The sequence below is a fragment of the Arthrobacter caoxuetaonis genome (assembly GCF_023921125.1).
In the GTDB taxonomy this organism is placed as follows: Bacteria; Actinomycetota; Actinomycetes; order Actinomycetales; family Micrococcaceae; genus Arthrobacter_B; species Arthrobacter_B caoxuetaonis.
Genome location: NZ_CP099466.1, coordinates 2946884 through 2961544, shown reverse-complemented (window position 1 = coordinate 2961544; position 14661 = coordinate 2946884). Strand labels below are relative to the sequence as shown.

Below are 14661 nucleotides of genomic sequence, written 5' to 3'. Positions count from 1 at the left end.
CGGCATCTGGGCCCGGTCCGGACGGTTTTCGACCGGTATCCTATGAGCGTCCGGGGGCCAGGCGTAGCTTGTAGAAATGGCTAGCAGCTCCGCTACGGGGACAGACGGCCCCGCATCAGACGCACTTCTCAAACTCGGCAGGTTCTTCACTCGCTGGGATGAAACCGCCGACGGCCGGGCGGTTTTCCGTGAAGGCGGACGGAAGGGCGATGCCTTCTACCGGAACCGCTGGAGCCACGACAAGGTGGTCCGCTCCACGCACGGCGTGAACTGCACAGGGTCCTGCTCCTGGAAGGTCTATGTCAAGGACGGGATCATCACCTGGGAGGCGCAGGAAACCGACTATCCCACCGTCGGCCCGGACCGGCCCGAGTACGAACCCCGGGGCTGCCCGCGCGGCGCCGCCTTCTCCTGGTACACCTATTCGCCCACACGGGTCCGCTTTCCCTATATCCGCGCGGTCCTGCTGGAAATGTACCGGGACGCAAAGCGGTCTTCCGGCGGCGATCCGGTGCTGGCCTGGGAATCGCTCATTGCAGATCCGGAGAAGCGCCGCACCTGGCAGCAGGCGCGCGGCAAGGGCGGCCTGGTCCGGTCCAGCTGGCAGGAAGCCCTGGAGATGACGGCGGCGGCGCACGTTTCCACGGTCAAGAACTTCGGCCCGGACAGGTGTACCGGTTTCTCTCCGATTCCTGCCATGTCGATGGTGTCCCACGCGGCCGGCGCCCGGTTCATCAATCTCATCGGCGGGGTGATGAACAGCTTCTACGACTGGTACGCGGACCTTCCGGTAGCCAGTCCGCAGGTCTTCGGCGACCAGACCGACGTTCCGGAATCCGGTGACTGGTGGGACGCGACCTACCTGATGATGTGGGGCTCGAACATTCCGGTGACCCGGACCCCTGATGCGCACTGGATGGTCGAAGGGCGCTACCGCGGCACCAAGGTGGTGTCGGTGAGCCCGGACTACGCGGACAACACCAAGTTCGCCGATGAATGGCTGCCGGTCCAGGCGGGCTCCGACGCCGCCATGGCCATGGCTATGGGGCACGTGATCCTGAAGGAGAACTTCGTGGACCGGCGGGTGCCGTTCTTCGAGGACTACGTCCTGCAGTACACGGACCTGCCGTTCCTGGTGACGCTGGTGGACGGTCCCGGCGGGACAACGGTCCCGGGCAAGTTCCTCACCGCGCAGGATCTGGGCGGTGACGCCGGAGAGGCAGCCGACGCCGCCTTCAAGACGGTCCTGCTGGACCGGACCAGCGGTGCACCGGTGGTGCCCAACGGTTCCCTGGGTTTCCGGTACAACGACGACGACGCCGGCAAGTGGAACCTGGACCTGGACGGCGTGGTGCCCGCCCTCTCCCTGGCCGACGCCGCCGGCTGGCTGGGAGAGACCAGCGGCGTGGACCTGCCGGTGTTCTCCGACCCGTCCGGGGCGGGGTCAGTGGTGCACCGCGGCGTGCCGGTAACAACCGTGGCGGGGAAACGGGTGACCACCGTTTTTGATCTGATGCTGGCCCAGTACGGCGTGGGCCGGGAGGGTCTGCCCGGGGACTGGGCGGCGGGGTACGACGACGCCGCCACGGCCTACACGCCCGCCTGGCAGGAGGAACTGACCTCGGTCAAACCCTCGGCAGTGATCCGGACCGCCCGGGAGTTCGCCGCCAACGCGGAGAAATCCAAAGGCCGGTCGATGATCATCCTGGGTGCCGGGATCTGCCAGTGGTACCACGGGGACGTCACGTACCGGGCGATCCTGGCCATGCTGATGCTGACCGGCTGCGAGGGCCGCAACGGCGGGGGCTGGGCGCACTATGTGGGGCAGGAAAAGTGCCGCCCGATCACCGGCTGGGCGGCCATGGCCTCTGCCGGGGACTGGAACCGTCCGCCGCGGTTCATGATCGGCACGGCATTCTGGTACATGCATACCGACCAGTTCCGCTCCGACGGGTATTCCACCGATGCCGTGCAGTCCCCGCTGGCGGAGGGACACCTTCGCGGCATGCATTCGGCGGACGTGATCGCCAAGTCCACCCGGATGGGCTGGATGCCGTTCTTTCCGCAGTTCGACGCCAAAAACTCCCTGGACGTGGCGGATGAGGCAGCCGGCGGCGTCGCGCGCGGTGAAGCGCCCACCGAGGCCCGCTGGGTTGCGGACCGGCTCAAGGAGGGGAAGCTGCGCTTTGCGGTGGAGGACGTTGACGCACCGGAGAACTGGCCGCGGACGCTGATCCTCTGGCGTTCCAACCTGCTGGGCTCTTCGGCCAAGGGGGAGGAGTACTTCCAGAAGCATCTCCTCGGCACCCTGAACAACGTCATGGGGAAGGACCACGGCGATGCCCGGCCGAGGGACGTGGTCTGGAGGGAGGACGCGCCGCAGGGAAAGCTGGACCTGCTGGTCTCTGCGGACTTCCGGATGACCAGCTCCACCCTGCTCTCCGACGTCGTGTTCCCCGCGGCGACCTGGTACGAAAAGTACGACCTCTCCTCCACGGACATGCACCCTTACGTGCATGCCTTCACACCTGCCATTGCCCCGCCGTGGGAAGCGAAATCGGACTTCGACCTGTTCCGGCTGCTCGCCGAGGAGTTCTCGCGGCAGGCCGGAAGGCACCTGGGCGTGCGGAAGGACCTGGTCGCCACTGCCCTGACCCATGACACCCCCGGTGAAATTGCGCAGCCCGGCGGCCATGCCCCCGACTGGAAAGACACGGAGATTCCCGCGGTCCCGGGAGTGAACCTGCCCAACCTGGCGGTGGTGGAACGGGACTACACGGCGATCGGGGACAAATTCGTGGCAATGGGCCCGCTGGCCGAAAAGCTGGGCTTCACCACGAAGTACGTCACCTATGACGTTTCCAAGCAGGTCCGGCAGCTGGCCGCAAAGCACGGGGTGTTCGACTCCGGCGCAGCCCGCGGCCGCCCCGCCGTCGACACCGACGCCCGGATGGCCGAGGCGATCCTCCTGTTCTCCGGAACGACCAACGGTGAACTCGCGGTCCAGGGCTTCGAAACCCTGGAAAAACGCACCGGAACGCCGCTGGCAGACCTGGCCATCGGTGCACAGGACAAACTGATAACGTTCCGGGACACTCAGGACCGTCCGACGCCGGTGATCACCTCCCCGGAATGGTCCGGGTCGGAATCCGGCGGACGCCGCTATGCGCCGTTCACGATCAATATCGAGCGGCTGAAACCTTTCCACACCCTCACCGGCCGGATGCACTTCTTCCTGGACCACGACTGGATCCGGGACATGGGCGAGGCACTGCCGGTGTTCCGGCCGCCGCTGGACATGGCCCGCCTGTTCGGTGAACCGCAGCTCGGCACGCGGGGCGAGCTGTCCGTGGCCGTTCGCTACCTGACGCCGCACAACAAGTGGTCCATCCACTCCGAATACCAGGACAACCTGTTCATGCTTTCCCTCTCACGCGGCGGGACAGCGGTGTGGATGAGTCCGCAGGACGCGGAACTGATCCAGGTGCGGGACAACGACTGGGTGGAGTGCGTGAACACCAACGGGGTCCTGGTGGGACGGGCGATCGTCAGCAGCCGCATGCCGGCCGGCGTCGTCTACGTCCACCACGCGCAGGAGCGGATCATCGACACACCGAAGTCCGAAGCCACGGGCCGCCGCGGCGGCATCCACAACTCCGTGACGCGGATCCTGGTCAAACCCACCCACATGATCGGCGGTTACGCCCAGCTTTCCTGGGCCTTCAACTACCTGGGCCCCACGGGCAACCAGCGGGACATCGTCTCGGTGGTCCGCCGGCGCTCGCAGGAGGTGAGCTACTGATGAGGATCATGGCGCAGACGGCGATGGTGATGGCGCTGGACAAGTGCATCGGCTGCCACACGTGCTCGGTGACCTGCAAGCAGGCGTGGACCAACCGTGCCGGCACGGAGTACGTCTGGTTCAACAACGTCGAAACCCGCCCGGGCCAGGGCTACCCGCGGCGCTACGAGGACCAGGAGAAGTGGAAGGGCGGCTGGGAGCTGAACAGCCGGGGAAACCTGAAGCTGAAGGCCGGCGGGCGGATGGCAAAACTCTTCGGCCTGTTCGCCAGCCCCGTGCAGCCCGAACTCAGCGACTACTACGAACCCTGGACCTACGACTATGAGAACCTGATCCAGGCGCCCGCCGGCAACGACTTCCCGGTCGCGCGCCCGAAATCCCTGATCACCGGCGAGGACACGAAGATCACCTGGTCGGCCAACTGGGATGACGATCTTGGCGGCGCCCCGGAGCACGCCAGCCAGGACCCCGTGGTGGAAAAGCTCCGCCGCGATGCCGAGGACAAGGTCAAGTTCGAGTTCGACCAGACCTTCATGTTCTACCTGCCGCGGATCTGCGAGCACTGCCTCAACCCGTCCTGCATGGCCTCCTGCCCCTCGGGCGCGATCTACAAGCGCGAGGAGGACGGCATTGTCCTGGTGGACCAGGACCGCTGCCGCGGCTGGCGGCAGTGCGTTACCGGCTGCCCCTACAAGAAGATGTACTTCAACCACCGTTCCGGCAAGGCCGAGAAGTGCACCTTCTGCTACCCGCGGATCGAGGTGGGGATCCCCACCGTGTGCGCGGAGACCTGCGTGGGCCGGCTGCGGTACATCGGGATTTTCCTGTACGACGCCGACCGGGTCACCGAAGCGGCGGCAACCCCCAACGAGCAGGATCTCTACGAGGCGCAGCTGGACCTGATGATGGATCCCAACGACCCGGAGGTCATCGCCGCAGCCCGGGCCGAAGGCATTCCGGAGGACTGGCTGGACGCGGCCCGCCGTTCCCCGGTCTACACCCTGGCCAAGGAACTGCGGGTGGCCCTCCCGCTGCATCCCGAATACCGGACCATGCCCATGGTCTGGTACGTGCCGCCGCTCTCTCCGATCGTGGATGTGCTCAAGGACCAGGGGCACGACGGCGAGGACGCAGCCAACCTGTTCGGTGCCATCGAAGCGCTGCGCATCCCCGTGGAGTACTTGGCCGAACTGTTCACGGCCGGGGACACGGACCTGGTGACGTTGGTGCTGCGGAAACTCGCCGCAATGCGTGCCTACATGCGGGACATCACGCTGGGGGACCCGCCGGACGAATCCATCGCCGAAGACGCCGGCATGACCGGCGAGGCCATCGTGAGGATGTACCGGCTGATGGCTGTCGCCAAGTACGAAGAGCGCTACGTCATCCCCAGCGCCCATCTGGAGGACGCCCACAACCTCGAGGAAATCGGCTGCTCCCTGGACACTGACGGCGGACCGGGCATGGGCCAGACCGGCGTGTTCGGTGAAGCCTCCGGACGGCCCATGCCGGTGGCGGTGGAGAACTTCGCCGCCCTTGAAGCGCGCCAGCGAGGTGATGATCCGGCCGGGAACCGGGACATGGCCGGGCGGGTGAACCTGCTGAACTGGGACGGCCGCGGTTCGCCCCGCGGTCTGTTTCCCCCGGGACAGGGCAATGGCGGTGAGCGCAGATGAGCCTGCTGGAGAAGCTGCTGGGCAAACCCGGCAAGGGAACGATGGCCCCGGAAGCCTACGCGGACCGCACTCCCGGGCGCAGCGCCGTCGTCCGCCAGGTGGCCTCGCTGCTGCTGCAGTATCCGGAGGAGCACCTTCTGGAATCAGCGCCGGTGCTGCGCACTGCGCTGGAGGAAGCCGGCGCCCTGGACCCGGGGATGCAGGAACTCTTCGCCTGGCTGACCGCGCGCCCGCTGCGTGACGTCCAGGCGGACTACGTCCAGGAATTCGACCTGTCCAAACGGCACAGCCTGCACCTGACCTACTGGACGGACGGTGACACCCGCCGCCGCGGCCAGGCACTGGCCGCTTTCAAGGAGGTCTACCGGGAACACGGGATGCTCCCCGAAGGCACGGAACTGCCCGACTACCTGCCGCTGGTCCTGGAATTCGCCGCGAAGGTCTCACCGCCCGACGGGTATGAGCTGTTGCAGCGTTACCGCCCGTCGCTGGAGCTGCTGCGCCTGGCGCTGCGGGACGCTGACCTGCCCTATCACCATGTGCTGGCCCTGGTCTGCTCCACCCTGCCGGGTGTCTCGCCGGAAGATGCCCAGACCGTGATGCGCACCGCCGGGTACGGCCCGCCCACCGAATCCGTGGGACTGGAACCCTACAGCTCCCGGCTGCTGCCGCTCTCGGAGAGGACCCGGCCATGAGAAGCGCCGCGCCCGCTGTCCCGCTGGATGTGCCGCCGCCGGAAAACGTGCAGGTCACCCTGGGTGATGTCATGCTCTGGGGGGTGCTTCCCTACGTGGTGATCGCCGTCCTGGTGCTCGGCTCCATCTGGCGGTACCGGTATGACCAGTTTGGCTGGACCACCCGTTCCTCCCAGCTCTACGAGGCCCGCATCCTGCGCATCGCCTCGCCGCTTTTCCACTTCGGGATCCTGGCAGTGATTGCCGGGCACTTCATCGGCCTCGTGATTCCCCAGTCCTGGACCAGGGACGTGGGCATCTCAGAGGGGCTTTACCACGCGATGGCCCTGGGAATCGGGCTGATCGCCGGGGTAGGGACCATGGTGGGGATCGTGCTGCTGATTTACCGGCGCCGCACCACCGGGCCCGTATTCATGGCGACGACGCGGAATGACAAGCTGATGTACGTCGTCCTGGTCGCGGCGCTGTTCGCCGGGCTGGCAACCACCCTGATTTCAGTGTTCGATCCGGGCATTACCGACTACCGCGAAACGGTCTCGCCCTGGTTCCGGTCCATCTTCATCTTCCAGCCGGACATTGCGGCGATGACCGCGGCGAGCCTGTCCTTCAAGATCCACACCCTGTGGGGGCTGGCCCTGTTCGCCATCTGGCCCTTCACCCGGCTGGTGCATGCCTTCACAGCTCCGCTGCAGTACCTTTTCCGCCCCTACATCGTCTACCGCTCCCGCGGGAAGCGCGGGGCTCCCGGCGCGGTGCCTCCCCGCCGCGGCTGGGCCCCGGTGGGAACACCGGACCGGGACCGGAAAGGCGTTCCCCCGCAGTGAGGAATCCGTAGAGAGATAGGACGGCCATGGCATCGGCACCATCCGCATCCGCGGCGCCGGACCTCAAGTCCGGACAGCTGCTGAACCTGATCACCGCCACGGTTGCTTCCACCGTGGGGTTCTGGGCGTGGACCATCATCGGCCCGCTGTCCGCCCGGTACACCCAGTCCATGGACCTGAATCCAAGCCAGGCTTCGATCCTGGTTGCCATGCCGATCCTGGTGGGTTCCATCGCCCGGATTCCGGTGGGCGCCTGGACCGACAGGTACGGCGGGCGGCGGATGTTCACCATTGTGCTGGGCGTGACCGCACCGCTGGTGCTGCTCACCGCCGTCGCCGGGGAGACCGGCAGCTACGGTCTGATCATCGTGGTGGCGTTTTTCCTCGGAATCGCCGGCACGGTGTTCGCTATCGGAATCCCGTTCTGTTCCGCCTGGTACGACCGCAGCCGCAAGGGCTTCGCCACCGGGGTTTTCGGTGCCGGCATGGTGGGTACCGCGGTGTCGGCCTTCTTCACTCCCCGGCTGGTCAGCGGCGTCGGCTACTTCAATGCCCACCTGATCATTGCCGGCGTCGTGGGGCTCATGGCTGTGCTCAGCTGGCTGGTGCTGCGCGAGTCTCCGGCCTGGAGCCGCCCGACCGAGCCCACCCTGCCGAAAATCCGGCATGCCTTTACGCTCAAGGTCACCTGGCAGCTGTGTTTCCTTTACGGCGTGGTCTTCGGAGCCTTCGTGGCGTTCTCCAACTACCTGCCCACCTATCTGGGCAACGTGTATGACTACGATGCGACGGCGGCCGGCACCAGGACGGCCGGCTTCGCCGTCGCCGCCGTGATTGCCCGGCCGATCGGCGGGACCATCGCGGACAAGATCGGGCCGAAACTCGTCACGCTTACCTCCTTTGCCGGGACGGTGGTGCTGGCCATGGTGGTGGCGTTCCAGCCCAGCCAGGAACGCGTCTATGGAACAGCGTTCCTGCTGATGGCCCTTTTCCTGGGCCTGGGCACCGGCGGGGTGTTCGCGTGGGTGGGCCGGGCGGCACCGCCCAAGGATGTTGGCACCGTTGGCGGCATCATTGCCGCCGCAGGCGGGCTGGGCGGCTACTTCCCGCCGCTGGTCATGGGAGCCACCTACGACGCCGAACACGCCAGTTACTTCGTGGGCTTGACCCTCCTGGCCGTCTTTGCCGCCCTGGCGCTGCTGCTGACGTTCACCGTTCGCAACGGCGGAAAAACCGACGAACGGCTCAAGGCCCCGGCCTAAGCCCTTGGCACGGAGCGGCTGCTGAGTAGAGTCGGACGAATGGGTGCCACAGAGCTGATCCTCATCCGTCACGGCGAGAGCGCCGGCAACGTTGCTGCCACGCTGGCCCAGCGCACGGGCGCGGAGGTGATCGACGTCGGACTCCGGGATCCGGATGTACCGCTCAGCCCGGACGGCGAAGCCCAGGCGGCCGCGCTGGGTGCCTGGCTGGCCGGCATCGCGCCGGATGAGCGCCCTGAGTCGGTGTGGTGCTCTCCCTACCTCCGGGCCCGGCAGACTGCGGAAATTGCCGGGCTGGCACCGTTCCGGGTGGATGAACGCCTGCGTGACCGGGAACTTGGCATCCTGGATCTGTTGACCTCCCGCGGCGTCGCGGCGCGTTATCCCGCAGAAGCCGAGCGCAAGCAGTGGCTGGGCAAGTTCGCCTACCGCCCGCCGGGCGGGGAGTCGTGGGCGGACGTGGCGCTGCGGCTGCGCTCGCTGCTCCGCGACCTCGACGACGGCGAGGACGGACGGCGCGTGGCAGTGGTCTGCCACGACGCGGTGATCCTGCTGCTGCGCTACGTCTGCGAGGGGCTGCTAGAAGCGGACCTGCTGGATATCGCCGCCGCGAACAGTGTCCGCAACGGCTCGGTCACCCGGCTGGTGCGCCCCTCCGGGACGGGCCCCTGGGAAGTGGCAGTGTTCAACACAGTGGACCATCTGGCCACCGGCGGAGCCCCCGTTACCGAACATGCAGGAGATGACAATGTCCACCCCCGCTGAACTGCTCACTCCTGCTCTGCTGCGGTCCTGGCAGGTTTCCCGCGACGCCGAGGGCAAGGACGACCGCGGGACCGTGCTGGTGGTCGGGGGTGCCCGGCGCACTCCCGGAGCGGCGATCCTCACCGGCAGGACAGCGCTGCGGGCCGGGGCGGGGCGCCTGACACTGGCCGTTGCCGAGTCGGCTGCGGTCGCCTCCGCCGTGGGGCTTCCCGAGTGCGGGGCTGTGGGACTGCCGGAAAACGGACTGCGCATTGACGGAGCGGCAGCAGCCGAAGCGCTGGGCACAGACCTGCCCGGCGCCGACGTGGTAGTGGTGGGCCCGGGCCTGGACAACGCCGAGGACACAGCCGAGCTGCTGCGCGGCCTTGTCCCGGGGATCGCGGACGCGGCGTCCGTCATCCTCGACGCTTACGCCCTGGGTGTGCTTCCGGGCCTGCCCGAACTCCACGCCGCCCTCTCGGGCCGGCTCGTCCTGACACCGAACCGGGCGGAGGCGGCCCGGCTGCTCGGTGAAGAGACAGTGGACGACGCCGGGGCTGGCGCTGCGGAGATTGCGCGCCGGTATGGCGCCGTAGTGACCAGCCGGGGGAGGATCACCGCGCCCGACGGACGCGCCTGGGAAGTGCCGGCCGGTAACCCGGGGCTCGCTACCTCGGGCAGCGGTGATGTCCTGGCGGGCGCGGTAGCCGGATTCCTCGCCCGCGGCGCCTCGCCGGAGCAGGCCGCCTGCTGGGGCACGTACCTGCACGCCACAGCCGGGGACCGGCTCTCTTCTGCGAAGGGTCCGCTGAGTTTCCTGGCGAGCGAACTGCTCGAAGCCATGCCCCAGGTGATGACGGAGCTGACGGTCTGAGCCCTTCGCCGCTGTTAGCTCCCCGTAACCAACAGGACGATGCTGCCTTGAACTGTGCCTGATTCAAGCCGCTGCATGGCGGCCCCTGTCTCATGCAGGGGAAAGCGGCTGTCGATCGGGGGTACCAGGGCACCGGATTCCAGGAGCGGTGAGAGCCGTTCCAATTCACGGCCGCTTTCCTTGGCGAGGGCGTTCAGGAAGTGCCGGCGCCCCCGGTCGAACACACCAAGGATCCGGCCGCCGATCTGGCGTTCAATCATTCCTCCGGTCAGGCTGCCGCCACCCTCGCCGCCGACCAGCACCGCGGTGCCACCCGGCTTGAGTGCCCGGCGGAGCCGCCCCAGGGAAGGGTTCCCGGCGATATCGATGACCGCATCGTAGAAGCCCTCCTTAGCCGCAAAGTCTTCGGTCCGGTAATCGAGGGTTCTCTGGGCGCCGAGCTCCCGGACGAAGCCGGCCTTGCCTGCGGAACATGCACCCGTAACCTCGGCGCCTGCCGCCGCAGCGAGCTGCACCGCGATGCTGCCCACTCCGCCGGCCGCTCCAAGGACGAGAACACGCTGTCCAGCGGACACCCGTGCAATATCGGTTACTGCCCGAAGTGCCGTCAGCCCGGAGACCGGTACCACCGCTGCCTGGTCAAAATCGAGGTGCGCGGGCATGGGTGCCAGCTTGCTTTCCCGGGCCGCGGCATACCCGGCGAAGGATCCCTTTCCGATTCCGTAGACCCGGTCTCCGGGCTTGAACCGCGTGACCCCCGCGCCGACGGAGACGACGACTCCGGCAAGGTTAAGCCCTGCCACGGGCCGGCGCGGGCTGCGGATGCCGAAGAACACTCTCAGCAGGTAGGGAGTGCCCGTCATGACGTGCCAGGTTCCCTTGGCGAGTCCGGCGGCATGCACCTTAACGAGCACATCCTTTTCGGAGACGGCAGGAAGGGGGACCGTTTGCAGTTTGAGGACCTCCGGTCCGCCGTAGCCGTCCTGGACCACGGCCTGCATGCGGGCAGGCAGGGGGTCATCTTGCATCTCCCCGGGTCGGTTCAGCGGGAGCTTGGCGTTCGTTCCGGACATGGCATTGCCTTTCGCTTCGAAGAATCACCCTTACTTAGTACGGCGCACGCTACCTTACAAAGTATGGCTGCGGTAGGGTTGGCGGAAATGAATGAACGACTGGACTCCGCCCGCCTGCCGCTGACCCGCGATTTGGTGCTCCTCCGCGCCGTCGGGCTTGCCGATGAAGGTGGGCTTGGCGCGCTCACCATGCGCTCCCTGGCGCAGGCACTGGGGGTCAAGCCCATGTCCCTCTACCACCACGTTGCCAACAAGGAGGAAATCCTGGACGGTCTGGTGGACCTTGTCTTCGCAGAAGTTGACCTCCCGTCGGATGGGCCGTGGCGCCGGGAGATGGAGCGCCGGGCGGCATCCCTGCGGAGCGCCCTTGCCAGGCACCCGTGGTCGGTGGGGCTGCTGGAAACGCGCACGTCTCCGGGCGCTGCAACCCTGGAGCACCACAACGCTGTGCTGCGCGTGCTGCGGGAGGCCGGTTTCAGCATTGAGGGAGCAGGACATGCGTATGCGCTGCTCGACAGTTATATCTACGGGTTCGCGCTGCAGGAAGCGGGCCTGCCCGTTGGCACTCCGGATTCAGACCCCGAGGTGGTGGAGGCCATGGCGCGGTCCTTCGCTCCGTCCGACCTGCCCTACCTCGCCGAAACGGCCATGTACCGCGTGATGCAGCCCGGCTACGCCTTCGGAGAAGAGTTCGGATTTGGCCTGGGGATCATTCTGGACGGGCTGGAAGGACTCCTGGTGCGGGAACGGGAATCGGCAGGCGCCTGATGCCTGCGCACCCCCGGACCGATACTGTTGATTGATGGCCTCACCTGAAATTCCGGCCCGTCCCGGACGCCCGGCTGTCCTGAGCGAACCTCCGCTGAGTTACCGGTTCACCAGGGTCGACGGCGCCGCGCTCGCGTTCTATGTGGGTGCGCTGCTGCTTCTGAGCCTGACTCCCGCGGCGCTCGCGGTTACCGCTGTAATCGAAGATCCCGTGCTGGCGTCCTACGCGGTGAACTTCACGTTCTACCTCATCGCAGGGTTCCTGGCGGTGATCGCCGCCCGGGCCTACGTGGTGCGTGAAACCCGGATCCTGCTGACCCGGCCCTGGCTGACGCTGGGTGTGATTCCGCTGTCCGTCATCGCGATGCTGGTGGCGACCATGGTCCTGGTGCTGATCACCGGCCCGCCGCAGACCTCGGTGAACCAGGCTGCAGCTCAGGACCTCATGACTTCGGTGTCACCGTGGCTCATCGTTCCGCTTTTTGTGGTGCTGGCCCCCTTTGTGGAGGAGTACATCTTCCGGCACCTGCTGATCGGCAAGCTGTCCCGCCGCTGGAACATCTGGGTCTGTGCCCTGCTCTCCCTGATGCTGTTCTCCGCAATCCACGTGGTGCAGGAAGCGGACTTCTCCCTTCCGGTGGTGGCTCCGTACCTGGCCATGGGTGCGGTGCTGGTCGGGGTCTACATCTGGGCAGGGAACAACTTCATGCTTTCCTACGCCGTACACGCGGCGAAGAACCTGCTGGCCGTGCTGCTGACCTACGCGGTCCCGGTGGAACTGCTGCAGCAGTAGTGCCGGGTGCCTGGCGGTTCTCTCAGTCCGGGTCAGGCCTCCAGGCCGGGCGATCAGCGCAGTTCGGACACGATAATCGCCGTAGTGCCGGGCTCCATGGCGTGAAAAACGTGCGGGGCATCCCCGCGGTACGCCAGATAATCACCCGGCTGCAGCAGCACAGCTTCCGCATCCGGGCCGACGGCGGCGGATCCGGTGACAAGGACCACGTGCTCGATAGTGCCTGGCTGGTGCGGCGCGGACCGCTTTGCCTCGCCTGGTTCGGCCTTTACCAGGTATAAGTCCCGACGTGCTCCCGGAGGGCATGCCGAGAGCAGTGACGCGTTGTAGCTGGCCGACGCTGCGGGAACCTCCTGGGCAGTGTCTGCCCTGACCAGAATCGGTCCGGCCGACCCTGGGTCCACCAGTGCGGAGAACGGGAGGCCGAGCGCATCACTGAGCGCCCACAGGGTCTCGACGGTCGGGTTGCCCGCTCCCGATTCGAGCTGGGAGACGTTCCCCTTGGAGATGCCCGCCCGCCGAGCCAGCTCTGCTGCGCTCCAGCCGGCGCGGAGCCGTTCCCTCCGGACTGCTGCACCAATGCGCTGTTGAAGTTCGGGATCTGCCATTCGTTCACTATACGAAACTGCCCCAGGCCGTTGACGAACCTGGAAGACTTGGTTCATTATAATGAACATGGGTTCAATGACATTCTCAGTGCGGAGTGCCGTCGAGATATCGTCGCTGGCAGGTGCCGTGCTGGTTGTCGGAATTTCTTATGGTGCACTGGCCGTCCAGGCCGGGTTTCCCCCGTGGTTGACGGTTGCGCTGGCCCTCACCGTGCTGGCTGCCTCCGCTGAACTCCTGTTTGTGGGCGGCCTCCTGGCGGAAGCCTCACCGATGGTAGCCGCGTTGGGAGCGCTGGTGGTGAACCTGCGGAACGGCCTGTATGGATTTGCAGCGTCCCGGTACCTCGGGTCGGGATGGACCCGGTTGGCCGGAGCACACCTGGTCAATGATGAGACGGTCGCCTATGCCTCGAGGGCGGACGGCCTGAGCGCACAGCGCAAGGCCTTCTGGGGAATGGGCGGGGCGGTCCTGTGCGCGTGGCCCCTCGGTGCCGGGCTGGGAACAGTTCTGGGGAATGTCGCCGACCCTGCCGTACTGGGGCTGGATGCCGTCTTCCCCACGGTTCTTCTGGTCATGCTGCTGGGGAAGCTGCGGGACCGGCGCACAACCGTAACCGTTGCCGGAGGAGTGGTGATCGCGGCAGCCGCTGTCCCATTGGTTCCCGGCGGGGTGGCTCCCATGGTGGGGTTGGCGGCACTCGCTCTGCTGCTGCTTCCGGCGGGAGGGCGTCATGGTGGACGCTGAGCTGCTGGTTGCTTGTGCAGTTCTGGCCGGCGCTACCTATCTGGTGCGGCTGGCCGGAGTGACCCTCGGACAATGGGGCAGCTTCTCCGAACCTGGTGACCGGACAGCTGATACCGCAATCGCACTGGTTCTTGCGGGCGTCGCCGCCACGTCAACTCTCTACGACGGACAGCTGCCGGCGGACTGGCAGAGGATTGGCGGGGTGCTCGCCGGTGCTGCGGCCGCAGTGCTGCAGCTGCCCCTGATTGTGGTGCTCCTGACAGCGGGAGGCACCGCCGGCGTGCTGCGGCTGCTCAGCTGATGCAGAATTCGTTGCCTTCGGGATCTGCCATGGTGTACCAGAGATGCGGGCCCTGGCGGGCTTCCCAGAGGAACTTCGCACCCCGGGCTTCCAAGGCACTCCGCGTGGCGTCGACGTCGTCACCGGCCAGCCGGATGTCCAGGTGGATCCTGTCCTTGACCGTCTTGGGCTCGGGCACCGGCTGGAACAGGATCCTTGTCGGAGCCAGGGCAGAACCGGCAGGAACCGGCTGGAGGATCGCCGAGCCCGCGTTCCACATCCGGACACCGTTGTGCTCGATCAGGTCCTCCGGCGCGGCATATCCCTTGGCGAGCATCTCGTCGATGAAGTCCTGGTCCGGTTCCTCCACCGGCCAGCCGAGGGTTTGTGCCCACCAGTCGGCCTGGGCGTGGGCGTTTTCGCAGTCGATGCAGATCTGGATGTCGTAAGCCATAGGGCTAAACCTAGGCCGCTGCGCACCGGTACGTCGCGGGGTTGCGGACATTTTCTGTCCGCA

14 protein-coding genes are annotated in these 14661 nt (G+C 66.7%); 11 read left to right on the top strand and 3 right to left on the bottom strand.

Going from position 1 to position 14661, the window contains the following annotated elements:
* The first annotated feature begins 76 nt into the window (after positions 1–76).
* Genes NF551_RS13670 through NF551_RS13640 form a run of 7 tightly spaced genes read left to right on the top strand, consistent with a single transcriptional unit; the run spans position 77 to position 9877 of the window.
* The gene (locus tag NF551_RS13670; RefSeq protein ID WP_227894116.1) at positions 77–3802 is read left to right on the top strand and encodes a nitrate reductase subunit alpha; all 3726 of its coding nucleotides are present in this window, start codon (positions 77–79) and stop codon (positions 3800–3802) included.
* Positions 3802–5478, top strand: a complete 1677-nt coding sequence (gene narH / locus NF551_RS13665; RefSeq protein WP_227894117.1) for a nitrate reductase subunit beta — start codon at positions 3802–3804, stop codon at positions 5476–5478. Before NF551_RS13670 ends, narH begins: the two co-directional genes overlap by 1 nt.
* A complete protein-coding gene (gene narJ, locus NF551_RS13660; protein WP_227894118.1) occupies positions 5475–6173 on the top strand; it encodes a nitrate reductase molybdenum cofactor assembly chaperone in 699 nt (232 codons plus the stop codon). The genes narH and narJ overlap by 4 nt, the downstream gene beginning before the upstream one ends.
* Positions 6170–6997, top strand: coding sequence for a respiratory nitrate reductase subunit gamma (gene narI, locus NF551_RS13655; RefSeq protein ID WP_227894119.1), 828 nt, complete (start codon positions 6170–6172; stop codon positions 6995–6997). The genes narJ and narI overlap by 4 nt, the downstream gene beginning before the upstream one ends.
* Positions 6998–7023: 26 nt before the next feature.
* Positions 7024–8259: a nitrate/nitrite transporter gene (locus NF551_RS13650; RefSeq protein ID WP_227894120.1), complete on the top strand. Its 1236-nt coding sequence runs from the start codon at positions 7024–7026 to the stop codon at positions 8257–8259.
* A gap of 39 nt (positions 8260–8298) precedes the next feature.
* On the top strand, positions 8299–9024 hold the full coding sequence (locus tag NF551_RS13645; RefSeq protein WP_227894121.1) for a histidine phosphatase family protein: 726 nt from the start codon (positions 8299–8301) through the stop codon (positions 9022–9024).
* Positions 9008–9877 carry an NAD(P)H-hydrate dehydratase gene (locus NF551_RS13640; protein ID WP_227894122.1) on the top strand — a complete coding sequence of 290 codons (870 nt, stop codon included), beginning with the start codon at positions 9008–9010 and terminating at the stop codon, positions 9875–9877. Before NF551_RS13645 ends, NF551_RS13640 begins: the two co-directional genes overlap by 17 nt.
* Before the next feature lie 14 nt (positions 9878–9891).
* Here NF551_RS13640 and NF551_RS13635 read toward each other — a convergent pair whose 3' ends face one another.
* Positions 9892–10950: an NAD(P)-dependent alcohol dehydrogenase gene (locus NF551_RS13635; protein ID WP_227894123.1), complete on the bottom strand. Its 1059-nt coding sequence runs from the start codon at positions 10948–10950 to the stop codon at positions 9892–9894.
* An 87-nt stretch (positions 10951–11037) separates the two neighbouring features.
* Here NF551_RS13635 and NF551_RS13630 point away from each other — a divergent pair, with 87 nt between their 5' ends.
* Together NF551_RS13630 and NF551_RS13625 are read left to right on the top strand one after the other, a co-directional pair.
* Positions 11038–11718, top strand: coding sequence for a TetR/AcrR family transcriptional regulator (locus NF551_RS13630; RefSeq protein WP_227894124.1), 681 nt, complete (start codon positions 11038–11040; stop codon positions 11716–11718).
* A gap of 34 nt (positions 11719–11752) precedes the next feature.
* A complete protein-coding gene (locus NF551_RS13625; protein ID WP_227894125.1) occupies positions 11753–12511 on the top strand; it encodes a CPBP family intramembrane glutamic endopeptidase in 759 nt (252 codons plus the stop codon).
* Between the two features lie 53 nt (positions 12512–12564).
* On the opposite strand, the gene NF551_RS13620 is transcribed toward NF551_RS13625, so the two are convergent.
* Positions 12565–13119 (bottom strand): helix-turn-helix domain-containing protein, encoded by a 555-nt coding sequence (locus NF551_RS13620; protein ID WP_227894126.1) that lies wholly within the window; start codon positions 13117–13119, stop codon positions 12565–12567.
* Positions 13120–13195: 76 nt separating this feature from the next.
* Between NF551_RS13620 and NF551_RS13615 the strand changes: the two genes are divergently transcribed.
* Both NF551_RS13615 and NF551_RS13610 read left to right on the top strand, forming a co-directional pair.
* Positions 13196–13864 carry an AzlC family ABC transporter permease gene (locus NF551_RS13615; protein ID WP_227894127.1) on the top strand — a complete coding sequence of 223 codons (669 nt, stop codon included), beginning with the start codon at positions 13196–13198 and terminating at the stop codon, positions 13862–13864.
* Positions 13851–14165, top strand: coding sequence for a hypothetical protein (locus tag NF551_RS13610; protein WP_227894128.1), 315 nt, complete (start codon positions 13851–13853; stop codon positions 14163–14165). Before NF551_RS13615 ends, NF551_RS13610 begins: the two co-directional genes overlap by 14 nt.
* Here the strand turns inward: NF551_RS13610 and NF551_RS13605 are convergent.
* Complete coding sequence (locus NF551_RS13605; protein WP_227894129.1) at positions 14158–14598, bottom strand: VOC family protein; 441 nt, start codon at positions 14596–14598, stop codon at positions 14158–14160. The two genes, NF551_RS13610 and NF551_RS13605, sit on opposite strands and share 8 nt — an antisense overlap.
* Positions 14599–14661 lie beyond the last annotated feature (63 nt).

Coding starts and splice junctions, on each gene's coding strand:
- NF551_RS13670 (WP_227894116.1), top strand. CDS start 77: ATGGCTAGCAGCTCCGCTACGGGGACAGACGGCCCCGCATCAGACGCA.
- narH (WP_227894117.1), top strand. CDS start 3,802: ATGAGGATCATGGCGCAGACGGCGATGGTGATGGCGCTGGACAAGTGC.
- narJ (WP_227894118.1), top strand. CDS start 5,475: ATGAGCCTGCTGGAGAAGCTGCTGGGCAAACCCGGCAAGGGAACGATG.
- narI (WP_227894119.1), top strand. CDS start 6,170: ATGAGAAGCGCCGCGCCCGCTGTCCCGCTGGATGTGCCGCCGCCGGAA.
- NF551_RS13650 (WP_227894120.1), top strand. CDS start 7,024: ATGGCATCGGCACCATCCGCATCCGCGGCGCCGGACCTCAAGTCCGGA.
- NF551_RS13645 (WP_227894121.1), top strand. CDS start 8,299: ATGGGTGCCACAGAGCTGATCCTCATCCGTCACGGCGAGAGCGCCGGC.
- NF551_RS13640 (WP_227894122.1), top strand. CDS start 9,008: ATGTCCACCCCCGCTGAACTGCTCACTCCTGCTCTGCTGCGGTCCTGG.
- NF551_RS13635 (WP_227894123.1), bottom strand. CDS start 10,950: ATGTCCGGAACGAACGCCAAGCTCCCGCTGAACCGACCCGGGGAGATG.
- NF551_RS13630 (WP_227894124.1), top strand. CDS start 11,038: ATGAATGAACGACTGGACTCCGCCCGCCTGCCGCTGACCCGCGATTTG.
- NF551_RS13625 (WP_227894125.1), top strand. CDS start 11,753: ATGGCCTCACCTGAAATTCCGGCCCGTCCCGGACGCCCGGCTGTCCTG.
- NF551_RS13620 (WP_227894126.1), bottom strand. CDS start 13,119: ATGGCAGATCCCGAACTTCAACAGCGCATTGGTGCAGCAGTCCGGAGG.
- NF551_RS13615 (WP_227894127.1), top strand. CDS start 13,196: ATGACATTCTCAGTGCGGAGTGCCGTCGAGATATCGTCGCTGGCAGGT.
- NF551_RS13610 (WP_227894128.1), top strand. CDS start 13,851: ATGGTGGACGCTGAGCTGCTGGTTGCTTGTGCAGTTCTGGCCGGCGCT.
- NF551_RS13605 (WP_227894129.1), bottom strand. CDS start 14,598: ATGGCTTACGACATCCAGATCTGCATCGACTGCGAAAACGCCCACGCC.